The sequence below is a fragment of the Stenotrophomonas sp. GL_101 genome (assembly GCF_057835675.1).
Window position 1 is genome coordinate 3,179,176 of record NZ_CM174432.1, and the last position, 19,536, is coordinate 3,198,711.

General features: G+C 65.5%; 35 protein-coding genes. 22 read left to right on the forward strand and 13 right to left on the reverse strand.

The window, feature by feature from the left end:
- Positions 1 to 59 precede the first annotated feature (59 nt).
- From AC3IR9_RS14005 to AC3IR9_RS14050, 10 genes are read right to left on the reverse strand one after another with little or no spacing between them, the layout of a single operon-like run.
- Complete coding sequence (locus AC3IR9_RS14005; RefSeq protein WP_489291363.1) at positions 60 to 521, reverse strand: GIY-YIG nuclease family protein; 462 nt, start codon at positions 519 to 521, stop codon at positions 60 to 62.
- Complete coding sequence (locus AC3IR9_RS14010; RefSeq protein WP_489291364.1) at positions 518 to 1,078, reverse strand: hypothetical protein; 561 nt, start codon at positions 1,076 to 1,078, stop codon at positions 518 to 520. Before AC3IR9_RS14010 ends, AC3IR9_RS14005 begins: the two co-directional genes overlap by 4 nt.
- Complete coding sequence (locus tag AC3IR9_RS14015) at positions 1,068 to 1,292, reverse strand: hypothetical protein (RefSeq protein ID WP_489291366.1); 225 nt, start codon at positions 1,290 to 1,292, stop codon at positions 1,068 to 1,070. Before AC3IR9_RS14015 ends, AC3IR9_RS14010 begins: the two co-directional genes overlap by 11 nt.
- Positions 1,289 to 1,798: a hypothetical protein gene (locus AC3IR9_RS14020; protein WP_489291368.1), complete on the reverse strand. Its 510-nt coding sequence runs from the start codon at positions 1,796 to 1,798 to the stop codon at positions 1,289 to 1,291. Before AC3IR9_RS14020 ends, AC3IR9_RS14015 begins: the two co-directional genes overlap by 4 nt.
- Positions 1,795 to 2,244: a hypothetical protein gene (locus tag AC3IR9_RS14025; RefSeq protein WP_489291370.1), complete on the reverse strand. Its 450-nt coding sequence runs from the start codon at positions 2,242 to 2,244 to the stop codon at positions 1,795 to 1,797. The genes AC3IR9_RS14020 and AC3IR9_RS14025 overlap by 4 nt, the downstream gene beginning before the upstream one ends.
- On the reverse strand, positions 2,241 to 2,627 hold the full coding sequence (locus tag AC3IR9_RS14030; protein WP_489291372.1) for a Ref family recombination enhancement nuclease: 387 nt from the start codon (positions 2,625 to 2,627) through the stop codon (positions 2,241 to 2,243). Before AC3IR9_RS14030 ends, AC3IR9_RS14025 begins: the two co-directional genes overlap by 4 nt.
- Positions 2,624 to 3,232 carry a Lar family restriction alleviation protein gene (locus AC3IR9_RS14035; RefSeq protein ID WP_489291373.1) on the reverse strand — a complete coding sequence of 203 codons (609 nt, stop codon included), beginning with the start codon at positions 3,230 to 3,232 and terminating at the stop codon, positions 2,624 to 2,626. The genes AC3IR9_RS14030 and AC3IR9_RS14035 overlap by 4 nt, the downstream gene beginning before the upstream one ends.
- Positions 3,229 to 3,783, reverse strand: coding sequence for a hypothetical protein (locus AC3IR9_RS14040; protein ID WP_489291374.1), 555 nt, complete (start codon positions 3,781 to 3,783; stop codon positions 3,229 to 3,231). Before AC3IR9_RS14040 ends, AC3IR9_RS14035 begins: the two co-directional genes overlap by 4 nt.
- Complete coding sequence (gene dnaB / locus AC3IR9_RS14045; protein WP_489291375.1) at positions 3,780 to 5,252, reverse strand: replicative DNA helicase; 1,473 nt, start codon at positions 5,250 to 5,252, stop codon at positions 3,780 to 3,782. Before dnaB ends, AC3IR9_RS14040 begins: the two co-directional genes overlap by 4 nt.
- Positions 5,249 to 6,232 (reverse strand): hypothetical protein, encoded by a 984-nt coding sequence (locus AC3IR9_RS14050; protein ID WP_489291377.1) that lies wholly within the window; start codon positions 6,230 to 6,232, stop codon positions 5,249 to 5,251. The genes dnaB and AC3IR9_RS14050 overlap by 4 nt, the downstream gene beginning before the upstream one ends.
- 47 nt (positions 6,233 to 6,279) lie before the next feature.
- Here AC3IR9_RS14050 and AC3IR9_RS14055 point away from each other — a divergent pair, with 47 nt between their 5' ends.
- A complete protein-coding gene (locus AC3IR9_RS14055) occupies positions 6,280 to 6,489 on the forward strand; it encodes a hypothetical protein (RefSeq protein ID WP_489291379.1) in 210 nt (69 codons plus the stop codon).
- Positions 6,490 to 6,573: 84 nt separating this feature from the next.
- On the opposite strand, the gene AC3IR9_RS14060 is transcribed toward AC3IR9_RS14055, so the two are convergent.
- Positions 6,574 to 7,023, reverse strand: coding sequence for a phage regulatory CII family protein (locus tag AC3IR9_RS14060; protein ID WP_489291381.1), 450 nt, complete (start codon positions 7,021 to 7,023; stop codon positions 6,574 to 6,576).
- Positions 7,024 to 7,174: 151 nt separating this feature from the next.
- Between AC3IR9_RS14060 and AC3IR9_RS14065 the strand changes: the two genes are divergently transcribed.
- Positions 7,175 to 7,657, forward strand: coding sequence for a hypothetical protein (locus AC3IR9_RS14065; protein ID WP_489291382.1), 483 nt, complete (start codon positions 7,175 to 7,177; stop codon positions 7,655 to 7,657).
- Positions 7,658 to 7,803: 146 nt separating this feature from the next.
- Here the strand turns inward: AC3IR9_RS14065 and AC3IR9_RS14070 are convergent, their stop codons facing one another.
- On the reverse strand, positions 7,804 to 8,043 hold the full coding sequence (locus tag AC3IR9_RS14070) for a hypothetical protein (protein WP_489291384.1): 240 nt from the start codon (positions 8,041 to 8,043) through the stop codon (positions 7,804 to 7,806).
- Positions 8,044 to 8,126: 83 nt separating this feature from the next.
- Between AC3IR9_RS14070 and AC3IR9_RS14075 the strand changes: the two genes are divergently transcribed.
- The gene (locus AC3IR9_RS14075) at positions 8,127 to 8,819 is read left to right on the forward strand and encodes a S24 family peptidase (protein ID WP_489291385.1); all 693 of its coding nucleotides are present in this window, start codon (positions 8,127 to 8,129) and stop codon (positions 8,817 to 8,819) included.
- Between the two features lie 20 nt (positions 8,820 to 8,839).
- Positions 8,840 to 9,193: a TM2 domain-containing protein gene (locus AC3IR9_RS14080; RefSeq protein WP_489291386.1), complete on the forward strand. Its 354-nt coding sequence runs from the start codon at positions 8,840 to 8,842 to the stop codon at positions 9,191 to 9,193.
- 206 nt (positions 9,194 to 9,399) lie between these two features.
- Here the strand turns inward: AC3IR9_RS14080 and AC3IR9_RS14085 are convergent, their stop codons facing one another.
- Positions 9,400 to 9,972, reverse strand: a complete 573-nt coding sequence (locus AC3IR9_RS14085; RefSeq protein ID WP_489291387.1) for a hypothetical protein — start codon at positions 9,970 to 9,972, stop codon at positions 9,400 to 9,402.
- A gap of 80 nt (positions 9,973 to 10,052) precedes the next feature.
- Between AC3IR9_RS14085 and AC3IR9_RS14090 the strand changes: the two genes are divergently transcribed.
- The 18 genes from AC3IR9_RS14090 (at position 10,053) to AC3IR9_RS14175 (ending at position 19,418) form a co-directional block, all read left to right on the forward strand.
- Positions 10,053 to 10,439, forward strand: a complete 387-nt coding sequence (locus AC3IR9_RS14090; RefSeq protein ID WP_489291388.1) for a hypothetical protein — start codon at positions 10,053 to 10,055, stop codon at positions 10,437 to 10,439.
- Positions 10,436 to 10,645, forward strand: coding sequence for a hypothetical protein (locus tag AC3IR9_RS14095; RefSeq protein WP_489291390.1), 210 nt, complete (start codon positions 10,436 to 10,438; stop codon positions 10,643 to 10,645). The genes AC3IR9_RS14090 and AC3IR9_RS14095 overlap by 4 nt, the downstream gene beginning before the upstream one ends.
- Positions 10,642 to 10,764, forward strand: a complete 123-nt coding sequence (locus AC3IR9_RS14100) for a hypothetical protein (protein ID WP_489291391.1) — start codon at positions 10,642 to 10,644, stop codon at positions 10,762 to 10,764. Before AC3IR9_RS14095 ends, AC3IR9_RS14100 begins: the two co-directional genes overlap by 4 nt.
- Positions 10,764 to 11,012 carry a hypothetical protein gene (locus AC3IR9_RS14105; protein ID WP_489291393.1) on the forward strand — a complete coding sequence of 83 codons (249 nt, stop codon included), beginning with the start codon at positions 10,764 to 10,766 and terminating at the stop codon, positions 11,010 to 11,012. Before AC3IR9_RS14100 ends, AC3IR9_RS14105 begins: the two co-directional genes overlap by 1 nt.
- Positions 11,013 to 11,057: 45 nt before the next feature.
- Positions 11,058 to 11,309 carry a hypothetical protein gene (locus AC3IR9_RS14110; protein WP_489291394.1) on the forward strand — a complete coding sequence of 84 codons (252 nt, stop codon included), beginning with the start codon at positions 11,058 to 11,060 and terminating at the stop codon, positions 11,307 to 11,309.
- Between the two features lie 11 nt (positions 11,310 to 11,320).
- The gene (locus tag AC3IR9_RS14115) at positions 11,321 to 11,848 is read left to right on the forward strand and encodes a hypothetical protein (protein WP_489291395.1); all 528 of its coding nucleotides are present in this window, start codon (positions 11,321 to 11,323) and stop codon (positions 11,846 to 11,848) included.
- 86 nt (positions 11,849 to 11,934) lie between these two features.
- Positions 11,935 to 12,228 carry a KTSC domain-containing protein gene (locus AC3IR9_RS14120; protein ID WP_489291396.1) on the forward strand — a complete coding sequence of 98 codons (294 nt, stop codon included), beginning with the start codon at positions 11,935 to 11,937 and terminating at the stop codon, positions 12,226 to 12,228.
- 242 nt (positions 12,229 to 12,470) lie between these two features.
- Positions 12,471 to 13,415, forward strand: a complete 945-nt coding sequence (gene bet, locus AC3IR9_RS14125) for a phage recombination protein Bet (protein ID WP_489291397.1) — start codon at positions 12,471 to 12,473, stop codon at positions 13,413 to 13,415.
- Positions 13,412 to 15,169 carry a YqaJ viral recombinase family protein gene (locus AC3IR9_RS14130; protein WP_489291398.1) on the forward strand — a complete coding sequence of 586 codons (1,758 nt, stop codon included), beginning with the start codon at positions 13,412 to 13,414 and terminating at the stop codon, positions 15,167 to 15,169. The genes bet and AC3IR9_RS14130 overlap by 4 nt, the downstream gene beginning before the upstream one ends.
- Positions 15,169 to 15,399, forward strand: coding sequence for a hypothetical protein (locus AC3IR9_RS14135; RefSeq protein WP_489291400.1), 231 nt, complete (start codon positions 15,169 to 15,171; stop codon positions 15,397 to 15,399). Before AC3IR9_RS14130 ends, AC3IR9_RS14135 begins: the two co-directional genes overlap by 1 nt.
- A complete protein-coding gene (locus AC3IR9_RS14140) occupies positions 15,396 to 15,740 on the forward strand; it encodes a hypothetical protein (RefSeq protein ID WP_489291402.1) in 345 nt (114 codons plus the stop codon). Before AC3IR9_RS14135 ends, AC3IR9_RS14140 begins: the two co-directional genes overlap by 4 nt.
- Complete coding sequence (locus AC3IR9_RS14145; protein WP_489291403.1) at positions 15,737 to 15,964, forward strand: hypothetical protein; 228 nt, start codon at positions 15,737 to 15,739, stop codon at positions 15,962 to 15,964. The genes AC3IR9_RS14140 and AC3IR9_RS14145 overlap by 4 nt, the downstream gene beginning before the upstream one ends.
- Complete coding sequence (locus AC3IR9_RS14150) at positions 15,957 to 16,226, forward strand: hypothetical protein (RefSeq protein WP_489291405.1); 270 nt, start codon at positions 15,957 to 15,959, stop codon at positions 16,224 to 16,226. Before AC3IR9_RS14145 ends, AC3IR9_RS14150 begins: the two co-directional genes overlap by 8 nt.
- Complete coding sequence (locus tag AC3IR9_RS14155) at positions 16,223 to 16,480, forward strand: hypothetical protein (protein ID WP_489291406.1); 258 nt, start codon at positions 16,223 to 16,225, stop codon at positions 16,478 to 16,480. Before AC3IR9_RS14150 ends, AC3IR9_RS14155 begins: the two co-directional genes overlap by 4 nt.
- Positions 16,477 to 16,614 carry a hypothetical protein gene (locus tag AC3IR9_RS14160; protein ID WP_489291407.1) on the forward strand — a complete coding sequence of 46 codons (138 nt, stop codon included), beginning with the start codon at positions 16,477 to 16,479 and terminating at the stop codon, positions 16,612 to 16,614. The genes AC3IR9_RS14155 and AC3IR9_RS14160 overlap by 4 nt, the downstream gene beginning before the upstream one ends.
- Positions 16,614 to 16,937 (forward strand): hypothetical protein, encoded by a 324-nt coding sequence (locus AC3IR9_RS14165; protein ID WP_489291408.1) that lies wholly within the window; start codon positions 16,614 to 16,616, stop codon positions 16,935 to 16,937. Before AC3IR9_RS14160 ends, AC3IR9_RS14165 begins: the two co-directional genes overlap by 1 nt.
- The gene (locus AC3IR9_RS14170) at positions 16,930 to 18,576 is read left to right on the forward strand and encodes a DNA cytosine methyltransferase (RefSeq protein WP_489291410.1); all 1,647 of its coding nucleotides are present in this window, start codon (positions 16,930 to 16,932) and stop codon (positions 18,574 to 18,576) included. The genes AC3IR9_RS14165 and AC3IR9_RS14170 overlap by 8 nt, the downstream gene beginning before the upstream one ends.
- Complete coding sequence (locus AC3IR9_RS14175; protein ID WP_489291412.1) at positions 18,573 to 19,418, forward strand: phiTE_072 family protein; 846 nt, start codon at positions 18,573 to 18,575, stop codon at positions 19,416 to 19,418. Before AC3IR9_RS14170 ends, AC3IR9_RS14175 begins: the two co-directional genes overlap by 4 nt.
- Positions 19,419 to 19,536: the final 118 nt, after the last annotated feature.

Here is a 19,536-nt window from a genome sequence, read left to right on the forward strand (position 1 = left end):
ACCGAGGTTTTGGGGGAATTCTTGACGACAACGCGACGATACAACTTTTCTGTGCAACGTCAAGGGGTTTTCCGTTTATTCCGTTTCTCTCCCTTGGCCTGCCGAATTTGGTTCCCGGCCTTGATCAACTCGGTGACCTTGCTCGGTGAAAGCCGCTGCCAGGCGGGTTTGATTCCGGTAACCACCTGTACCACAGCCGAGAGCGTGTCGTGGAAGTCGCGCTTGTCCGCCGGCTCTGTGTAGTCGAACCGATACCACTCGCCACGGGTGTTCCTGGCCTCCCACTCCTTGCAGATCAGCTTCTCGATCTCCTGGCCCTTGTTCAATGATCCCACCCAGACCCATTGGGCCGCGCGAACCGGTGACGGCGACCCACAGTGCACTTGATAGATCCGGTCGAAGGGCGTGCGCGAGATCCCGACCTTCACGAACCCATCCTCGGTGCACGCGGCATAGACGAACACTGCGTGGATTGCGTGCGTCACCAGATCCAGGTCTCGCTTCATATTGACCATGCTCATGCTGCGCTCCTCATCCGAATCCAGTCCACTGCCCTATCCAGCTCCCGCCTGTATTGCCAGATCGATAGCTCCCCGCCGTACTGCTCGGCCACCATCCGTGCCTTGACCGCCTGGCTCGCGGAAACGGTGAACTCGGTGCGGATGATGAGCGCTCGCATCTGGCCCTGCATGCTGCCGTGACCCTTCCCCTCGTATCGCGACAGCGACGCGACGGCGCGGTCGATCCAACGGAGATCGTCCGGCGTGCCTTGGTCGACGGCGATCTCCGGGTTGTCGTGGGGCCGGTCAGCGTCGTTGGAGGCGCGCACCGGATCCACCGCCCAGATTGGCAGCGTGCCCATTCCCTTGACGCCGGACCGCGAGCCCATGAAACGGCGACGCTCGCCGCCGTCCCGGCCAACCAGCTCCCGCTCGGCGTTCTCGCGAGTGCCCGGCGCCAAGTCCCGGGCGTGCTGCAGCACGTGGCCACCGCGCTCAGCATGGGTGAAGGCATAGCGGTTCACCTGGGCGTGGCCCCAGCGGCGGAGTTGTTCGGTCAGCGGATCGTTATTGCGCATCGCGCAGGCCCCCCAGTACAGCAGCGTCGAATCGGAACACGGGCAGGCGCCCGTCGGTGTCGCAGCTCCCCTGCCGCGCGGTGAAGCCCTTGCAGTGATAGCCGTCGGCGCTGTGCTGCCGGAACTGGCAGGCCCAACACCGGCCATGCAGTCGCAGCTGAAGCCGGTACCGCTTGCGCAGGCGCAGGTTGCTGATTGCCTCGCTCTCGGTCATGCCGCCTGCTTCCCGTCCCAGTCGTGGGAGTCGTGATAGAGCGCCAGCAACAACGCGTCCGCCCGACCGTCATGCTTCTTGAACTTCAGCTCGCCAGCGGCCGACGGGAAACGTCGCAGCGCCAGTTGGCGTGCCGCATCCTTGTCCTTGCCGATCAGCCCCATCGAGCGCTTCCACACCGACGGGATGACCCGGGTCTGCGGAATGCCCAGCACTTCCAGGATGGCCTGGAGCTTGCCGGCGGTCTGGCCGAACCGGAAGGCGCTGGTGCCGCCATCGTCCGGCCGCGCGCCGACCTTTTCGATGCAGGCCGAGACATAGGCGCCGGGGTTATTGGCGCGCTGCTCTCGGATGAAGAGGACGATGGGTCTGGCGTCGATCTCCCCCCAGCCATCCACGTCCACCGTGGGCAGGTCCAGAATCGGGCCAGGCACGCCATCCAGAAGCGTGGCTACCGCACCCTTCAGACCAGGGTCGATACCGAAGGTCAGCCGGAGCGCGCTCATGCGGCCTCCTCCAGCTGCATCGCCAGTGGCATCAGGAAGGTGACCTCATAGAACCCATTCGACAGCGGCCCGGCAAGAAAGTCACCGTCCGGATGCGGATCCCACGCGTACCCGCCGCCGCAGCAAACCACCGTATGGTTCGTGCCGCGCGGGCTCTGGCCGCCCAGCAGGTAATAGGCGCGCGGGTTGCGGCTCTGCATGTAGGAGAACACGCCCTCCAGGTCGTCGCCACCGAACGAGACGTCCGCGCTGCACAGCCCCCTCCCCGCCAAGAACTCGGCCACGCCCTCCTCCCAGGTGTACCCGGGGATGGTATTGGCCAGCTGGGTAAAGTGTGGAACCTGCCACGGCTCCATTTCGAGCAGGCAGGCAATGGCCGTTCGGTGGCAGTCACCGAAGATCTCGTTGTGGGGCTCATGGCGGAACAGCTGATGGCGCCGGATCATGCGACCTTCCTCAATGCGGTGTGTTGTTCGATCAGGGTGTTCTGCAGGTCCAGCAGGTAGTCGTCGTTGCCGATCTCCTGGCGGAACCGGCGTGGCTGGCGAGCGTGGGACGGGCCGAACAATTCCTCGCAGCGCGCCGCCGACCATCCGCAGAACGGCTCACCTCGGTGCGACCAAGGGTTCAGGCCGATAGTGAAGTCGTGACCCCGGCGTTTGGCCCCGTGCTTGCCGCCGACCGTCAGGTGATGTACCTCGGCAGGGATCGGCATGTCACCCAGGTCGATGCCGAGGCTGTGGGCAACGATGCAGCCAATCCCGGCGATTGCGTCCATACGCTGCCGCTGAGCGACCGTAGGGTTGCCGGTTGAGCGGCCGCGCTTCATGGAGACACCTTCGGGCTAGCGGCAACGAGAGCGGCCTCTACCGCCTCGGCGCACTGGATCAACACAGCCCGACCCTTAGCGCCTTCTGCAGCATGCCTGCGCCAGCCGATGGCCAATGCGCGCATCACTCGCCCCATCGGCACCTGGACGTGCCCTTCCGGAAAATTCACCGATCTGTCACAGCCAAGGGTTATACCGGGCCCATGCTCCGATGCGACCTCTGCCAACTCGACGCCGACGAAGTGGTCAGCCTGACCACCGATACCTACGGCACCTGCTTCATCTGTCCCGAGTGCGGCCGCCGGAACTACATCGAGTACCTGGGCCGTGACGACGCCGGAGTGCTGCTGGTCCAGCAGGTTGACCGCCCCACCAGTCAGTAGGTCCGTTTTGACGGCCTCGACCGTGGCGGCGCGCCGGTTCCAGGCCTCGACGGCTCCCTCTTCTGTTTCCGACGTCGGCCCTTCGCAGAAGCAGGTGTTGCAGTAGACCGCCTGCTTTTGCCCGCCGTGGATGCTGGGCACCGCGCTTTCGGCGACTTCGGCGCCCCAATCGCCACAGAACGGACACAACGCAATCTCAGCTTTCTTCTCGATGTCGCTCATGCTGCCCCCTGCGGTTTCTGGATGATCAGTTCCACGGCCTCGCGACTCTCTGCGGCCAGGCCGCCGAACACCTCGCGGCGCAGCCAGCCGATCCAGCCGCCGTCGCCGGTACCGCCGTCCCATAGCTCGTTCCAGCGACCTTCGTCCATGTCGGCGAAGTTCAGCGATTCCGGCTCGGTGCGGGTCAGCTTTCCGAGGTTCGGAAGGTCGTACTCCACGGACTCGCAGCCAATGCCGGACAGCTCTTGCAGCTTCTTCAGCGAGTCGTGCTGGGACAGGCCGGTGAAGGCCTCGACGTTGTCGGCCAGCCATCCGGAGAGGACGTGCGCCTTCCGGTAGAACATCGGGTTCCGGTCCTGGCGCAGCGTCGCGCGCAGCAGCCGGCCCGTACCGAACTTGCGCTCGCGCAGGGAACGCTGGTCCACCGGATGCGCAGGGACCAGGGCGCCGATCATCTCGCCGGTATCGGGGTCCACCAGCTTGCGAACCTCCAGGTTCACGTCCCGGGTGCGCAGCTTCTTCTTGGCCTTGGCCAGGGCGGAGGTGTTCATGCGGCCGCTCCTGCCTTGGGGAGGAAGTCGGCGAGGCTCGCCCTCTTCTTACGCGGTGTGGCGCTGCCGGCCCCATCGCTGTCCGAGCTTTGCTTCGGCTGCCAGTACTCCGGCAGCGGCGAGAACCGGAACAACTCGGGCTGGTACAGCTCGCGGACCATGCCGGGGGCGCCGTTGCGCTGGATCGCCACAATCAGCTCCGCGGTGCCTTCCCAGCGGCTGCCGGGGTTATAGATCTCGTCGCGGTAGATGAAGATCACGGCGTCGGCGTCTTGCTCGATCGATCCGGAGTCGCGCAGGTCAGCCACGATCGGCCGCCTGTCCGTGCGCTCTTCCAGTTTTCGGTTCAGCTGGCTCAACAGCAGGATGGGTAGGCCCAACTCGCTGGCAGTGAGCTTCAACGCCATGGTGATATCGCCGATGCCGGCGGCGCGGTTGTCGCCTGTGACGTGCATCAGCTGCAAGTAGTCGATCACCACCAGTCCGAGCGGATTGCGGGCGTGCATACGGCGAATCTGCGCGCAGACGTGCTCTACCTTGGCCTTCCTGGGCCGGCTCACGAAGATCGGAGCATTCGAAAGGCGGCGGATGGCCTCCGTCGCGTTCGCCCAGTCGACGTCGTCCAGTTTGCCCGTGCGGATGCGGTTACCGTTGATGCCGCCCTGATTGGCCAGCATGCGATCGCCCAGTTCTTCTGGCTGCATTTCGAAAGTGAACACCGCCACCGGCTTGTGCAGCCGCAGCGCCACGTGCTCGGCGATGTTGATCGCCTTCGTGGTCTTCCCCATTTTCGGCCGGGCCGCCAGCACGATCAGATTCCCCGGCTGCAGGCCGCCCAGCACCTGGTCGAGCTCGTCGTTGCCTGTCGTCAGGCCACTTATGCCGCCGCCGTTAGCAGCGCGATCGCCCAGCCTGTGGAACACACGTTCCATTACCGGCGCTACCGATTCCAGGTCGCACGGCTCGTTGTCCAGCAGCCCACCGATACTGGTCTGCGCGGTGCCGACCAGCTCAACCGCCGACCGGCCCTCGGGGCTGAAAGCGGCGTCGATCAGGTTCTGGCCGGCCTGGATAAGGTCGCGCAGCATGGCCTTCTCGGCCACGATTTCCGCGTACGCGCGGATGTTCGCCGCCGACGGCACGGTGCTGGCCAGTTCGATCAGGTACGCGCCGTCGCCCACCAGCTCCAGCGTGCCCTGCGATTCAAACCATTCGCCCAGGGTCACCGTGTCGATCGGTTGGCCCTTCTTGGACAGCTCGCAGATCGCGCGCCAGATCAGCTGGTGGTCGCGGCGGTAGAACGATCGCTCCGACAGCAGGTCGTCGACCTCCTGGCTGGCGCGGTTCAGCAGCATCACCCCGCCCAGCACTGACTGCTCGGCCTCGATCGAATGCGGCGGTACGCGCAGACCCTGCTGCTCGCCGTACAGGTGGGCCAGGCGGTCCACTTCGTTCCGAAGGCCGCTCATGCCGCAGCCTCCGACGCAGCGCGGTCAGCCAGCTTCGCGATGACCGTCTCCCGCAGCAGGTACTCGAAGTCGGGCTTCCAGTTCTCATGGCCTGGGCCGCCGGGCAGACGGCCGGAGTGGAAGTCGTCAGCAGCGGCTGAGCCGAAGTAGGCCTGCCAGAACTGCGGGGTGACACGCTCGCTGCCGAACATCGTCTGGCACAGCTGGCGAACCGTCGGCAGCGCCTTCTCGACCGCCTTGATGCGCGGCTTGTTCATGACGGTGCAGGCGGGCAGCTCCCCGTGGGGTTTGGCCAAGATGGCGTTGTAGGCGACCTGGGCTTCCACGGCAATCTGTCGGACGCGGCCTGCCCGCTTTGCCTTGAAGTCAGCAGGTGGCGGCGGGTCGCCCGTCAGCGCCAGCTGCGGGGACGACTCCGAACGAAGTGAGGATGCTCTTTCCTGTTCCTGTTCCTGTTCCTGTTCCTGTTCCTGATTAGGCATAGTCTTCGGGGAAGCCTTACCGGAAGGCTTCCCGAAAGCCTTGTCGAATGCCTTGGTGAAAGCCTCTCCAAGCCCATAAACAAAGGCTCTGAGCGATTCCAGCGCTTCCCACTTCAGGGCGCACTCTGGAATCAGGTCGAACTCGGCGGCCCAGCTCAGCACCACGTTGGGCGACTCAGGGCGGTTATGGTTGATGGCCTTCGGGACCCAGACCACGCGTGATTTGAAATCGGCCTTGACCATCCCTTCCCGGAAGGCTTCCCCGAAGGCTTTGTCAAAGGCTTCCTGTTCCCAATCCAGTTCCTCAGCCATTGCCGCTCGGCCGGCGCGGAACAGGCCGGGGATGGGACCGGTATGGGGGCCTGTGATCAGGAACAGCCACAGGCCCTGGCCACAGGGAGGAATCGGGGTCAGCCGACGGAACTTTTCGTCGCCCCAGGTGCGCACTTCCACCTTGCGATAGCGACCCTTGGCCTGGCGGACATCTGAATCAGCCATGGAAGCGACCTCCGGTATGCTCGGCACTCCAACCGCAAGGAGTTGTCATGGATCTGAGGAACATCTCGAAAATCGCCCACACCGACCGTGCGGACGACGTCAACCAGTTGATTCGCGAAGGGTGGGTGCTGCTGAGCGTCCAAGGCGGACAGAACGACGAAGGACAGCCCGTGTTCTGGCATGCCCTCGGGCTCCCAGATGATCCAGTGGCGCTTGCCATCGAACTGCTGCAGGAAAAGCGCGGCACGGCTGAGTAATTCATTAGGCCTCTCCCAACACCAACAGGCAGCCAGCGATATGCCAGAGCTGCCTGACGGCCCACATAGCCTTTGCCGTAGCGTTCATGCCCCACCCCGCTCCGCTGCAGCGTCAGCGTGCTGGCCGACCTGCACGATTGCCGCCTGGACCAGGGCACAGGCCCGGCCGATCGCGTCTGCTTCGTTGGGGCTGATCCGGCCATCGGCCAGCGCATCAGCGATCAGCTGCGACAGATCGCCCTTGGCGGCGGCGGCGGCCAGCAACGCGCCGATCATCGATCCGGACTGAGGGGCATCTACTCGCTGGAGCACGTAGCCATGCTCAGCCGCCATGGCGTGCAGGATGCGGTGATCACCGGACTTCCCTACCAGTTCGTTGGCCTCCAGCAGGCTCAGCACGTTCCGGTCGTTATTCGGGTTGACCTTGCCGCGCAGGGTGGCGGCGGACATTCCTTTGCTTAGCCGGGGCGCGAGGGACTCGCTGCCGCCGGGATACTCGTGGACGGTGTCGTAAGCGGCATCGGAGACATTCATGGGCGGACTTCTCGATTGGAGACGCCTGGGCGTCGGCGGCGCACGATGGACGCCATGGATACGGTCAGATCACGGACGGAAGAAGGAGTCGCCCCCCTTGCGGTAGGCTGCGGTCACCACACGCACAACCAGTGCCCGCAAGGAGGGCGACATGGAACTGTTGAACAGGGAATTTCAGAGGGAACTGCTCACGTCTCTGGCTGCGATCTATCCGGGCGATGCTGTTGTCAGCTCGCTGCCGGGCTACCAGGACGGAAATCGGCTTGTGGTCAACGCGGCCTATCTCGCGGAGCACAGGCTGATGGAGGCCCGACTGCATCAGATGGACGGCCGGCCGCACCTTGGATACGCCAAGATCAGCGCGAAGGGCATGGACTTCCTCCAGGACGATGGCGGCCTTGGTGCCATCCTCGGGGTGGTCACGATCAGGCTCCACGAAGAGACTCTCCGTCATCTGATGGAAGCAAGGGTTCTGGAATCAGACCTGCCCCAAGCTCAAAAGCAGCGATTGATCGATCAGCTTCGACAGCTGCCCGCCGAGACCACAAAACACCTTGCCATGCAGTTGGTGGACGCGGGCCTGAAAAGCTGGCCAGCTGCACTCCTGCTGCTTCGAAATGCCGTGGGGATTTAGTGTTACGGCGCATCACCAGCCAGGCATCTTCCGTAAGCGGGATCAGGAACTCATCAGGTTCAATGACTCCCTGCTCGTCTTCCACGAACAGGCCCCGGCCCGTGACCACCAGTGCGTGGATCTTCACCAACGAACGGTTGCTAGGCTCAGGCAGCATTGGCCACCTCCGCGTCGCTGGCGGCAGGCGGCCAGATGTCCGGCCGCAGCTCGGTAAGCGACACAGCGCCATCGCTGTGGACGTGCAACTGCCGCACGAGGCCACCGTCGAAGCGCTGGCCCTTGCTCAGGGCCTTCCGCAGGTAGCCAATGGAGGTGCCGGCGCGCTTGGCGTATACCGCCTGCTCTGCCGGGCTCAACGTCGCGAGATAGGTTCGAAGGGTGTCCATGTGCGAACAATACCTGCGGGTAAGTAATGAATCAATACCCACAGGCAATTTACTCGCAGGTAACGAAACCGTGGAATAGCGGCATGGACAAGTACGAACACCGCCGCCTCACCCTGAAGGCGCTCGCAGATGACCTGGGTAGAGGTGGCCTCGCTACCATCGCCGCCCGCATTGGGAAGGACGCCAGCTATGTCTCCCGCATGCTGTACGAGCCCGGAAAGGCCGGCAGGAAGCGTATCGGCGAGGACATGCTGGATCTGCTCGCCCGCGAGTTCCCCGCGCATTTCGAGGGTGCTACCCCTGCGCCAGCCCCTGTCTTAGCGCGTGAGAACACCCCCGGCTATATTCGATTCCACATGATGGACGGGCAGGCCGCAGGAGGTGGGGGGGTGGTAAACCAGGACTATCCAGCAGTACTACGCGAGATCGACATTGCCGAATGGCAGGTGCGCAGCCAAATTGGCTTTATCCCTGAAGAGGGGCGCGTGCAACTGATCACGGTCCGGGGTGACTCCATGTACCCAGACATCAAAAACGGTGACGTGGTGATGGTCGATACGGCTCGGCACTTCTTCGACGGAGACGGTGTCTACCTGATCAACCTCAATGGCTACACCATGGTCAAACGGCTGCAAATGATGCCCAACGGGCTGCACATCGTCAGCACGAATGCGAAGTACCAGAGCGCTGTCATTGGGTCGGACGAGCTGGACATGCTGCACGTTGCTGGCCGAATTGTTGGCGGTGCGCTGATGCGCCGCGGCGAAGAGTTCTAACGATCACCAGGGAGATAGGGATGGCACTGATTGAGTGCACGGACTGCGGAAAACAGGTAAGCGATAAAGCGGCGGCATGCATTGGATGCGGCTCACCGCTGGTGGCCAACTTCGTGCATCCGGGGCAACCCATGCAGGTCACGCAGGTGGTCAAGACTGCAAAAAGCCGAGGCGTCTTCATCATCCTCGGTTTGTTCCTGGGCTGCCTTGGCATCCACAACTTCTATGCCGGCCACCACATGCGGGGGCTGATGCAGTTGGTCATCACGCTGCTTCTCGGCTGGCTTTTCATCGGGTTTGTAATCACCGTGACGTGGGCGCTGATTGAGCTGATCACCGTCGACACCGATGGCGCCGGCGACCGCATGGTCTGACCCTGACCGCCAGGTCGTTTACACCAAGCCCCTCACTGAGGGGCTTTTTGTTGCCCGATGCCGGGCCATCCGGCCAATCCTTACCCGGCCCTTGAAATTAATTTACCCATGGGTATTGACAGTAAAAATACCCACGGGTAACTTAGGCCCCGTCGCCCAGCAACCCAGCCGGGCCGCCGGAGACCGACATGGACCACGCCACCCCACTAATCACCGTAATCCAGTACTCCATCGCCGCTTTGGCTGGCGGCTGCGTCCATTGGCTGGCCACGATCCGCTCCCCGGCGCACAAGAGTCGTTGCCTGCCAGGGCATGCCTTCAATCTCGACGACTTCGCACTGCAGCTCATCCTTGAGGTCAAGCAGCTGCCGGAAGCGGCGGCGGTAGACACGCTCATCCGCAGTGGTGACCTGAATCGTGTCGGCTCCAGCGTCCAGTGGCATGTTCAGCGCCTTGGGGTGGATTCGGAACGCAAGTGCGGTGCCCTTTTCGACAACGGCACCTGCGTGCTCCTTCCCGTATTCGACCCACAGACCATAGGACTTGCACTCCCCTCTCCGGCCAGTCACCACGTCTATGTTCGCGATGGTCACCGGTACGCCGCCACGGTTCACGACCTTGATGACAAGTCGGGTCGGTTCATCACCGCGTGGCTCGAAGCTCACGCCGATCCGGACGTTACGACCGCCTCGCACGTAGTTGATGACCAAGTTCGCGACCGCGACCAGGCAGCCGATCACAGCACCCGCGAACGTAATCCATTGAGCCCACACGGGCATAGCCAGAACTCCCTCTCTGATCGGTAGCGCTGAGCATACCGCGCCCCCGCACATCGATTTCCTAGGACCAGGAGCCGCATATGGGCCAGACCACCGATTCCCGCACGCTTCATCCGGAAGCCGACCTGCGGAAACAGCGCGCCAACGCCAACGTGGTGCGCGCCAATCTCTACAACCAGGGACTGCAGCATTCTGGAGTGACCATCGCCTTCATGGCGGTGCAGTGGGCCACCCGCGACTGCGAACTGGCGTGGGAAGCCGCCCGCCAGCACGAGCTTCAGATGCTGGGCGAGGCCGTCGACATCGTGCCCACCGGCCGTGACGCACGCAGCGACCGGTCGGGGATCACCTCGCTGGAGCTGCAGCGCCGCCGGGACGCCCGGCAGGCCGAGATCGACCGCGTGCGCGGCCTGGCCAACCCGTTCGCTGCCGTCGCGCTGCTGACCGGCCTGGAGCGCGCGGCATGAACACCAACGTCCGCCAGATGCGCGAGTTCCGTGCGGTGCGCGATGCCGTTTCCTGCATCGGCCTCAACCCGGCACCGCTGTACCGCCGCCTCAATGCTGAGCAGCGGCAGGGTCACCGCGGCCTGTCCGTGGTCCAGAACGCCCTGCGCTTGCGCAGCCAGTACCAGGACGAGTTCACCGGTCCGCCAGCACCGGAGGCGGCATGAGCGAGTTCATCACGGGCGTGTCCTTCGGCCTTGGTGCCGGTTGCCTCTTGGCGGTGGTCGTCTTCTACCTCGCCGACCTGGTTTGGCCGGTCTTCCCCACCTGCAGCAAGGAACCGTAATGCGTCAATTCCGCCCCCTGTTCTGGTGTTCCGCCGGTATCGGCATCTGCGTGTCCCTGGTGGCGGCATGCGCCGAACACGGGCTGCTCGCCTTCGCCGCTGCCCTGGCGTTGATGGCGCTGCTCAGCGGAGCTTGGCTGGCCGATGAAAGCAGCCGGTTGCTCGTGGTGCTGCAGCGCGCACGCCGCATTCGCCAGATCCGCGCCTCGCGCGCGCCGGCCGCCGTCTGCACCGACGACATCCACTGATCCCCAACCCGCCGGCAGCAGTCGGCACCGACTCAAGAGGTTCCGATGCCCCCTTCAATGCTTGGACACACCGTCGTTGACCGCATCACCGGTTTCAAAGGTGTGGTGGTCGGCCACGTCGAATACCTGACCGGATGCAACCAGGCACTGGTCGTTCCCCCGGTCGATGCGGACGGGAAGCTCCGCGAAGGCCAGTGGTTCGACGACCAGCGCCTGCAGGTCAGTAAAGGCGATCCGCTGACGCTGGACAACAGCAAGACGCCCGGCCGCGACGCCCAACCCTCTCGCAACTACTGATCGAGGTCCACATGCCTGCTTTCGAGTTGAAGGAACACCCCGCTAGCATCGCCAACGTCAACAACCGCATCCAGCGGCACGGCGAAGAGCGGCAGCTGGCCGCCGACATCAAGTTCAACCTGAGCGCGCCCAACAACATTCTGGACGCGTTCGATCCCTCCCTGCGCAAGGACCTGTTCCGGAAGCCCAACAGGGGCGAACAGCAGGACTTGCCGCACATCGGCGGCGACGGCCTGACCGAGGTCAAGCACACCTGCCTGGAGCCGCTGAAGCTCAACCACGAGTTCACCGGCTACGAGCTGCAGATCGATGGCCACCTCGACGGCACCGAGCCGATCGTGCTGGCCGACGTGAAGCTGAAGAAGTTCGTGGCCACGCCGCGCGAAGGCGGAAGCGTCGATCTGTCGTTCACCGCCTCTGCAGAGATCGACAGCGCCGAAGCAGCGGAGCTGACCGAGGCGTTCCTCCGCGAAGACATCCGTCTGAGCCTCTCGCGCCGCGAGAAGACCGAGCAGCAGCAGACCGACCTCGCCGCCTGATCCCCCTGTAGTCCGTCCCCCTGCGGAATACGCCCCCGCGCCGGCCGGGCAACGCCGGCAACTCTCCAACCGCCCAGGAGCACCGCATGACCAGCAACACCCCGGCCGCTGGCCGCATCCAGCTGTTCGACGTCGATTCCTCGCAGATCCACAGCATCGGGCACGACCCGGCGACCAACACCCTGGCCATCCGCTTCACCAAGGGCTATGGCGCCAATCGCGGCCCGGGCTCGCTCTACCACTACGACAACTTCACCGCCGCCGACTTCGAAGCCTTCAAGGGCGCCGAATCGCTGGGCAAGCATTTCGGCGGTTACATCAAGGCGTTCCCGGCGAAGTACCCGTATCGCAAGGTCGCCGAGGAACAGCAGGCCGCCTGACCGTCCACGGAGAGGAATGCGCTAGCTGAGCGCTGTGTCAGGGAGCGGTGAAGCGGCCATGTCGAGGCATCGATCACGGCGAAGGTGGCCCACCAGTCAGGGCGCGAAACAGGCTTCACCCGGCAGGAGCAAGGCAGTTGGTCTGCGCCGGTTCGGTCCCGCATCACAGCAAGCCGGAGATCAGCACCGGCCCTCTCCACCCCCTATTCCAGCAAAGCCGGCCACGCCGGCCGGAGCATTCAATGAGCAACATCGCACCCATGAAGCAGCGCGGCGGCGAACTGGTGACCGCCGAGCAGGCGGAAGCCATCCGCACCGCGCTGAAGACCAGCCTCTATCCGGGCGCCACCGACGACTCCGTCGACATGGTGCTTGCCTATTGCCGCGCTGGCGGCCTGGACCCGATGACGAAACCGGTACACATCGTCCCGATGTGGGTACCGGAGAAGAAGCAGGGAACGCGTGTGATCAGCCCGGCCGGCATGCGCGACGTGATCATGCCCGGCATCGAGCTGTACCGCACGAAGGCGCACCGCACCGGCGAATACGCCGGTCAGGATGAGGCGACCTTCGGACCGACCATCGAAGAGAACCTGGGCGGGCTCAACGTCCGCTACCCGGAATGGTGCAGCGTTGCGGTCTATCGCCTGGTCAATGGCAACCCGGTGCGCTATTCGGCCAAGGCGTACTGGCTGGAAAGCTACGCCACGCAGAAGCGCGACAGCGATGCACCGAACGCTATGTGGAAGAAGCGCCCTTTCGGGCAGCTGGAGAAGTGCGCCGAAGCGCTCGCGCTGCGGAAAGCCTTCCCCGAAGCCGTGGGCGCGCAGCCGACCGCCGAGGAAATGGAAGGTCGAGTTATCGATGGGGAGGCCACGGCCGTTCGCCAAGACCAGCAGCAACAGATCGCCCGTGAAATGCCGGCATACCCGGCCGACAAGTTCAAAGAGAACCTGCCGGCGTGGGGGGCGCTGATCACCAGCGGCAAGAAGAGTCCCAGCCAGATCATCAACATGGTGAAGACCAAAGGCTCGCTCACCGAGCAGCAGATGCAGGCCATCGAGAAGTTCGAACAGGTCGAAGACGTGGCGAGCACCGATGCCGCCACCGGTACCGACTCCACCAGCACCAGCCCCGATAACGGCCCCATCGATTGGGATGCGCCGGGTGAAGGAGAATCCGCATGAAAACCGTAGACCTGATCCAGGGCACGCCCGAATGGCATGCCCACCGCGCCACGCACCTCAACGCCAGCGACGCGCCGGCGATGATGGGGTGCAGCCCCTATAAGACCCGCAACCAGCTCGTGCGCGAGCTCGCAACGGGCGCCGCCGCCGAGCATGACGCTGCGACCCTGCAACGATTTGCCGACGGCCACCGGTTCGAAGACCTGGCCCGGCCGCTGGCCGAGGCGATCCTGGAGCAGGATCTGTACCCCTGCGTCGGCGTCGACGGGAAGTTCTCGGCCAGCTTCGACGGCCTCACCCTGCTGGAAGACATAGCCTTCGAGCACAAGTCGCTCAATGACGACCTGCGCCTGGCGATCCCTCTGGACGGCGGAGAAGCCTGCCTGCCGTTGCACTACCAAGTGCAGATGGAGCAGCAGGCCATGGTGAGCGGCGCCGAGCGCGTGCTGTTCATGGCTTCGAAGTGGAACGGCGACGACCTGGTCGAAGAGCGCCACTGCTGGTACACGCCGAACCCCGAACTGCGCGAACGGATCATTGCCGGCTGGGCCCAACTGGACGCCGACGTGGCCGCCTACGAGCCCGAGGCACCTGCGGCGCCGGTCGCCGCCGGCCGCGCGCCGGACCAGATGCCGGCGCTGCGCATCGAGGTGACCGGCATGGTCACCGCCTCGAACTTGGCCGAGTGGAAGGATCAGGCCATCGCTGTCTTCCAGGGCATCAGTAAGGACCTGACCACCGATCAGGACTTCGCCGATGCCGAGAAGACCGTGAAGTGGTGCAGCGAGATCGAGGACCAACTGAAGGGCGCGAAGCAACACGCCCTGAGCCAGACGGCCGACATCGATGTGTTGTTCCGCACGATCGATGCGATCAGCGAGCAGGCCCGGGCCACGCGACTGGCGCTGAACACCTTGGTCACGAAGCGGAAGGACGAGCGCCGCACCGAGATCGGCAACAACGCCCGCCGGGCGGTGCAGGACCACGTGCGCGGCATCAACGAGACGCTGGGCGAACACGGCCTCCAGGTGCCGGCCACGCTGATCGCCGACCTGCAGGCAGCCATCAAGGGAAAGCGCTCGTTCGCCAGCATGCAGGACGCCGTCGACGCGGTTGCCACCAACGCGAAGATCACCGCCAGCCAGGCCGCTGACCGGATCCGGGCCAACGTGGCGATCCTGGCCGAGCATCCGGAACACGCCACGCTGTTCGCCGACCGCGTGCAGCTGTGTGCGAGCAAGGCGCCGGAGGACCTGCGCAACCTGGTCGCCGCGCGCATCGCCGATCACCAGCGCGCGGAGCAGGCCAAGCTGGATGCAGAGCGGGAGAAGATCCGCGAGGAAGAAGAAGCCAGGGCGCGGAAGCTGGCCGCCGATGAAGTCGTGGCCAAGCAGCAGCGAGAAGCGGAAGAGCGTGCCGCTGCCGCTCCGGCCCCTGCTCCGGTCGAAGCCGCCGCGCCTGTGCAGCAGGCGGTCGCCCCGGCGCCGCGCCCGGTACCGACGGCGGTGGCCAGCAGTAGCGCACCGGCGGCAGCAGCCGCCCCGCGCGAGGTGGTCAAGATCAAGCTGGGCGACATCAATGCGCGCATCGCCCCGCTGTCGATCTCGGCAGACGGCCTGGCCCAGCTGGGGTTCAAGCCGATCAACGCCACCGGTGCGGCCAAGCTCTACGACCAGGCGCAGTTCCCGGCGATGTGCGAGGCGCTGATCGAAGGCCTGCGCGGCGCTGCCGAACAGTACCCGATGGCCGCCTGATGCACGCCAAGACCTGCACCGGGTGCCACCGCTGCCTGCCGCTGGATGCGTTCCCGCGCGCCGGAAAGCGTGGCCATGAGCCGACCTGCGCCATGTGCACCAACGACGCGCGCCGATTGCGCACGCCGCTGCCGGCGCTCAAGCCGGACCCGGTGCAGGTCCGTCTGTCCAACGTCACCAACCTGTGGTTCGGGCCTGTGCGCCGCGAGCCGCTGAGGAGCATCGCATGACCAGTAAGCACACGCCGGGGCCGTGGGTTGCCCACTCGTTGATGGTGTCAGAGGCAGGCCAACCAGTCGGCAGGGGCCGCGATATCTGCCACTGCGGTATCGGCATGCGCCTGCCTTCGGACGGCCAGCAGTCGATGGCAAACGCCCGCCTGATCGCCGCCGCGCCGGAGATGCTGGAGGCGCTGATTCAGGCCGCTGCACACCTCTCGTCTGGCATCCAGACGAATCAGGGAAGCCACGACGAACCGCCGGAACCGGCCAGCCAGTGGGACTACGAAGCCGGACTCATGGCGGGTGACTTGCTTCGCCTGATCGCCAAAGCCACGGGAGAAGGTGCATGACCAGCATCCACGCACAGACCGTGTTCGACGCCGCCACCGCGCGGCAGAAGGCCGCCGAGGCCGAGCAGCTGGCCGCCGACGTGGCCGAGTTCGAGCGCAAGGGCGGCAAGGTCCAGCGCCTGGGCAATACGCCTATCGACCGGAGCGGCATCAGCCGCCGCCAGGTGGTCGAGGGCGGCGCGGACCGGCGCAAGGCCGCGAAGAAGGGAGCCGGCCATGGGTGACATGGGCGACATCTTCAACGCGATGAAGGCTGCGACAAAGGAACACCGCGCCGAAATGCTGGCCCAAGCCGACACCGCCGGCTGGGAGGAACTGACCGAGTGGCACTTCCGACGCCAGTTCGGCAAGACCCGCGTGGACTGGTGGCCCAGCGGCGGCAAGGCCCAGGTCTTCGAAAAGGGAAGCGGCAGGCCGCCGCGAATGATCTACGGCCACGGCCGAGTCGCGGCATTGATCACCAAACTGAAAGGAGATAGCCAATGAGCCGCCCCGTCAGCCGCCGCGCACCGAAGAAGAACGGCGGCTTCAGCTGGGGCCGGTACCCGATGGGGCTGCCCCGCATCGTGGCCTATCGCCTATTCCGCCGCGACCACACCGGGGCCTTGCACTTCGAGGGCTTCACCGCCCAGCCGCACCACACACGCCCGGAGGTTGCTCAGGGCTTGCGCGCCGCCTGCCACCGCCTGCGCGACCGCGTGGATGAGATCGACCTTGCTGCCATGGGAGTCGCTGCATGAACGCCATCCACCCGAACGACCGCATCTACGCCCTTGAGGTGGCCGTGCGCCTGGCCCAGGAGAACCGCGCCGAGCTGAAGGTGCTGCTGGACCTGCGCGAGATGCTGGCCGAAGCCAGGAAGGACGCCCGCTGATGCCCGCCCTGGTGCTGGCGCCGGTTACCGCCGATGCCGGCGTGCCCGTCCGCATGCGGCAGCCGACCAAGGACGCCGTGCGGCAGTGGCTGGTCCAGGCCGGCGAGCGCATCGAGCAGCTGCAGGCGGAGATCGCCGAGCTGCGCGCCCGGGGCGCCACCACCAGCACCGAGCACGACCAGCTGCTGGCCGAGCTGATCGAAGCGGCCGCCAGCCTGGGCCACCACGAAACGCTGCGCAGCAGCACCGAAGAAACCATCGAATTCTGGCGCGCGGAGGTTCAACGCCTTCGCGCCGCCCTCAACGGAGAACACCATGGCTGACGGCTCCCGCTCCTTCAACTTCCCCCTGCCGCAGCGCTCCCGCCTGCGGCCCGGCGAGATCGTCGTCGATCTGTTCGCCGGCGGCGGCGGTGCCAGTGAGGCCCTCAAGCAGGCGCTGGGCCAAGACCCGGCTTTGGCCTACAACCACGACCCGATGGCGATCGGCATGCATGCCGCCAACCACCCGCTGACCAGCCACCACCAGGAAGACATCTGGCACGCAGATCCGCGCGTCGACGTGGCCGGCCGCCCCATCGGCTGGTTCCACGCCTCCCCGGACTGCACGCACTTCAGCCAGGCCAAGGGTGGCCAGCCGCGAAGCCGGAAGACCCGTGCGCTGTCTTGGGTTCTGATTAAGTGGATCGGCATGCTGCTGCCCGCCGACCTGGTCAACGGCACGAACACCGCGCCGCGCATCTTTTCGATGGAGAACGTCTGGCAGATCCTGACCTGGGGTCCGCTGGTCGCCAAGCGCTGCAAGGCTACCGGCCGCGTGCTGAAGATGGACGGCACCGTTGCAGAGCGCGGCGAGCGCGTGCCGGTGGAGAATCAGCAGCTGGTGCCGGACAAACGCCACACCGGGCGCACTTGGCGCCAGTTCGTGGCTGCGCTGCGAGCGCTGGGCTACGCGGTCGAGTGGCGGAAGCTGGTCGCCAGCGACTTCGGTGCGGGCACCAGCCGAGAGCGGCTGTTCCTGCTCGGCCGCCGCGACGGCGAGCCGATTGTGTGGCCGGCAGCCAGCCACGGCACCGCGCCGGGTCAGAAGCCGCGCGTGTCTGCAGCGGACTGCCTGGACTTCAGCATCCCCTGCCCGTCCATCTTCGGGCGCAAGCGGCCGCTGGCCGATGCCACCATGCGCCGCATCGCCAAGGGCACCATGCGCCACGTCATCCAGTCGGCGGACCCTTTCATTGTGCCGGTGACCCATCAGGGCGCCGACCGTGTGCACGCCGTGGGCGAGCCGCTGCGCACCATCACCGCCGCCCACCGCGGCGAGCTGATGCTGGCCATGCCGGAACTGGCGCCCTTCATCACCGAGCATGCCAACGCCAGCACCCAGCGCACCATGGACGCGAGTGATCCGCTGCGCACCATGTGCGCCGGGGTGAAGGGTGGCCACTTCTCGGTGGTCACCCCGATCCTCGCCGGTGTCGGCGGACGGGCCGGCCAGTCGGAACCGCGCTCTGGTGCCGACCCGCTGTACACGATGACCGCGAAGGCAGACACCGCGCTGGTGACCGCAGACCTGGCCCAGCTGTCGCCGGAGCACCAGGAGGGCCCGCTGCGGGTGGCCGCATTCCTGATCAAGTACTACGGCACCGGCGCCAACGTTCCGAGCCTGTCGGACCCGGTCGACACCATCACCACAAAGGACCGGCTGGCGCTGGTAACGGTGGTGATCCAGGGCACGCCCTACGTCATCGTGGATATCGGTCTGCGCATGCTCAAGCCTCATGAGCTGTTCCGCGCACAGGGCTTCCCGCCGAGCTACGTCATCGATCGCACCGCCAACGGCACGCCGCTGAAGACCACTGCGCAGGTGCGCATGGTCGGCAACAGCGTCAGCCCTCCGCCGCTCTTCGCACTCGCCGAGGCCAACCTGGACCCGGCCGAAGCAGAATTGAGGATCGCCGCATGAACCAGCAGAACAGCATGGCGGCCACCGCCGCCGCCAACCTAGTGCAGGGCATCGCCACCACGCTCTATGGCGAGGCCGGCGCGGACATCACCGACCTGATCACCCTGGCCAACCGCGTGCAGGCGGGTGCCGGAGCGCTGACTTCTGCCGCTGTCCCTGCCGCGCAGGCTGATTCGGCCCCAGAAGCTGCGTGGAACGCAATGCAGGCAGCCGGCTATCTCTTCAGCGGCGAACCTTTCGCCGAGGCGCACGAGGATGACCAGGCCGTGATGCGCGGCGTGGCTGCCGCTGTTCTCGCCGCCCGCCAGACGGTGGGGCAGGAGTCGTTCGGCCATGCGCTGATCGACAAAGACGGGAAAGTCATTGCGGTGCGGCGCTTCACGCCTGACGGGCAGTACGTCTTCACTGTTGCCGAACTTGCCTCCTGCAACAAGCACTGCCCCAGTGCGGCGCCCTTCACTGCTCAGCTGATCTACGCCGCCCCGCCCGCGCAGGGTATCGAGCTGGGGTCGGTTCGCGAGATCCGCATCCCGGCGCGAAACAAGCTGGATCCGATCAGCGTGTTCGTGCAGGACCAGGCCGTGGGCCGTGGCCGGATCGTGGTCACCTGCTACGGCAATGCGTGGCAGGGGTTCTGGAATGCGATCGGCGACCGCACGGTCATGCAGTTCGTCGCCCAGTGCGATCCCGACTACGTTGCGGGCAGCATGCTGCAGGGCCGGCAGACTCGGATCGCCAAGCATGAGCGCGATTACGCGACCCGGATCGCCGCCGAGGTCATCGCCGAATTCCGGACCCTGATCGACGGCCAGCGCGATGCAGCGCCGGGGGTGGGGTCGTGAGCGGCGTGACCTGGGCTGTGTGCAGAAACCAGCGATCCGTCACGGTGTTCTGCCTGGACTGCCGGGAGGTGCTCCACCAGCATGCACCGATGGTTGAGGCCTTGGAACTGAAGATGGC

What these genes read in the sequence shown, in the direction of transcription:
- AC3IR9_RS14165 (WP_489291408.1), top strand. Translation starts at nt 16,614, where the DNA reads ATGCCCGCCCTGGTGCTGGCGCCGGTTACCGCCGATGCCGGCGTGCCC.
- AC3IR9_RS14035 (WP_489291373.1), bottom strand. Translation starts at nt 3,232, where the DNA reads ATGAGCGACATCGAGAAGAAAGCTGAGATTGCGTTGTGTCCGTTCTGT.
- AC3IR9_RS14010 (WP_489291364.1), bottom strand. Translation starts at nt 1,078, where the DNA reads ATGCGCAATAACGATCCGCTGACCGAACAACTCCGCCGCTGGGGCCAC.
- AC3IR9_RS14060 (WP_489291381.1), bottom strand. Translation starts at nt 7,023, where the DNA reads ATGAATGTCTCCGATGCCGCTTACGACACCGTCCACGAGTATCCCGGC.
- AC3IR9_RS14025 (WP_489291370.1), bottom strand. Translation starts at nt 2,244, where the DNA reads ATGATCCGGCGCCATCAGCTGTTCCGCCATGAGCCCCACAACGAGATC.
- AC3IR9_RS14070 (WP_489291384.1), bottom strand. Translation starts at nt 8,043, where the DNA reads ATGGACACCCTTCGAACCTATCTCGCGACGTTGAGCCCGGCAGAGCAG.
- AC3IR9_RS14090 (WP_489291388.1), top strand. Translation starts at nt 10,053, where the DNA reads ATGGGCCAGACCACCGATTCCCGCACGCTTCATCCGGAAGCCGACCTG.
- AC3IR9_RS14130 (WP_489291398.1), top strand. Translation starts at nt 13,412, where the DNA reads ATGAAAACCGTAGACCTGATCCAGGGCACGCCCGAATGGCATGCCCAC.
- AC3IR9_RS14095 (WP_489291390.1), top strand. Translation starts at nt 10,436, where the DNA reads ATGAACACCAACGTCCGCCAGATGCGCGAGTTCCGTGCGGTGCGCGAT.
- AC3IR9_RS14100 (WP_489291391.1), top strand. Translation starts at nt 10,642, where the DNA reads ATGAGCGAGTTCATCACGGGCGTGTCCTTCGGCCTTGGTGCCGGTTGC.
- AC3IR9_RS14075 (WP_489291385.1), top strand. Translation starts at nt 8,127, where the DNA reads ATGGACAAGTACGAACACCGCCGCCTCACCCTGAAGGCGCTCGCAGAT.
- AC3IR9_RS14080 (WP_489291386.1), top strand. Translation starts at nt 8,840, where the DNA reads ATGGCACTGATTGAGTGCACGGACTGCGGAAAACAGGTAAGCGATAAA.
- AC3IR9_RS14055 (WP_489291379.1), top strand. Translation starts at nt 6,280, where the DNA reads ATGGATCTGAGGAACATCTCGAAAATCGCCCACACCGACCGTGCGGAC.
- AC3IR9_RS14170 (WP_489291410.1), top strand. Translation starts at nt 16,930, where the DNA reads ATGGCTGACGGCTCCCGCTCCTTCAACTTCCCCCTGCCGCAGCGCTCC.
- AC3IR9_RS14135 (WP_489291400.1), top strand. Translation starts at nt 15,169, where the DNA reads ATGCACGCCAAGACCTGCACCGGGTGCCACCGCTGCCTGCCGCTGGAT.
- AC3IR9_RS14065 (WP_489291382.1), top strand. Translation starts at nt 7,175, where the DNA reads ATGGAACTGTTGAACAGGGAATTTCAGAGGGAACTGCTCACGTCTCTG.
- bet (WP_489291397.1), top strand. Translation starts at nt 12,471, where the DNA reads ATGAGCAACATCGCACCCATGAAGCAGCGCGGCGGCGAACTGGTGACC.
- AC3IR9_RS14150 (WP_489291405.1), top strand. Translation starts at nt 15,957, where the DNA reads ATGGGTGACATGGGCGACATCTTCAACGCGATGAAGGCTGCGACAAAG.
- dnaB (WP_489291375.1), bottom strand. Translation starts at nt 5,252, where the DNA reads ATGAGCGGCCTTCGGAACGAAGTGGACCGCCTGGCCCACCTGTACGGC.
- AC3IR9_RS14105 (WP_489291393.1), top strand. Translation starts at nt 10,764, where the DNA reads ATGCGTCAATTCCGCCCCCTGTTCTGGTGTTCCGCCGGTATCGGCATC.
- AC3IR9_RS14145 (WP_489291403.1), top strand. Translation starts at nt 15,737, where the DNA reads ATGACCAGCATCCACGCACAGACCGTGTTCGACGCCGCCACCGCGCGG.
- AC3IR9_RS14005 (WP_489291363.1), bottom strand. Translation starts at nt 521, where the DNA reads ATGAGCATGGTCAATATGAAGCGAGACCTGGATCTGGTGACGCACGCA.
- AC3IR9_RS14040 (WP_489291374.1), bottom strand. Translation starts at nt 3,783, where the DNA reads ATGAACACCTCCGCCCTGGCCAAGGCCAAGAAGAAGCTGCGCACCCGG.
- AC3IR9_RS14030 (WP_489291372.1), bottom strand. Translation starts at nt 2,627, where the DNA reads ATGAAGCGCGGCCGCTCAACCGGCAACCCTACGGTCGCTCAGCGGCAG.
- AC3IR9_RS14085 (WP_489291387.1), bottom strand. Translation starts at nt 9,972, where the DNA reads ATGCCCGTGTGGGCTCAATGGATTACGTTCGCGGGTGCTGTGATCGGC.
- AC3IR9_RS14160 (WP_489291407.1), top strand. Translation starts at nt 16,477, where the DNA reads ATGAACGCCATCCACCCGAACGACCGCATCTACGCCCTTGAGGTGGCC.
- AC3IR9_RS14175 (WP_489291412.1), top strand. Translation starts at nt 18,573, where the DNA reads ATGAACCAGCAGAACAGCATGGCGGCCACCGCCGCCGCCAACCTAGTG.
- AC3IR9_RS14115 (WP_489291395.1), top strand. Translation starts at nt 11,321, where the DNA reads ATGCCTGCTTTCGAGTTGAAGGAACACCCCGCTAGCATCGCCAACGTC.
- AC3IR9_RS14020 (WP_489291368.1), bottom strand. Translation starts at nt 1,798, where the DNA reads ATGAGCGCGCTCCGGCTGACCTTCGGTATCGACCCTGGTCTGAAGGGT.
- AC3IR9_RS14110 (WP_489291394.1), top strand. Translation starts at nt 11,058, where the DNA reads ATGCCCCCTTCAATGCTTGGACACACCGTCGTTGACCGCATCACCGGT.
- AC3IR9_RS14120 (WP_489291396.1), top strand. Translation starts at nt 11,935, where the DNA reads ATGACCAGCAACACCCCGGCCGCTGGCCGCATCCAGCTGTTCGACGTC.
- AC3IR9_RS14155 (WP_489291406.1), top strand. Translation starts at nt 16,223, where the DNA reads ATGAGCCGCCCCGTCAGCCGCCGCGCACCGAAGAAGAACGGCGGCTTC.
- AC3IR9_RS14050 (WP_489291377.1), bottom strand. Translation starts at nt 6,232, where the DNA reads ATGGCTGATTCAGATGTCCGCCAGGCCAAGGGTCGCTATCGCAAGGTG.
- AC3IR9_RS14140 (WP_489291402.1), top strand. Translation starts at nt 15,396, where the DNA reads ATGACCAGTAAGCACACGCCGGGGCCGTGGGTTGCCCACTCGTTGATG.
- AC3IR9_RS14015 (WP_489291366.1), bottom strand. Translation starts at nt 1,292, where the DNA reads ATGACCGAGAGCGAGGCAATCAGCAACCTGCGCCTGCGCAAGCGGTAC.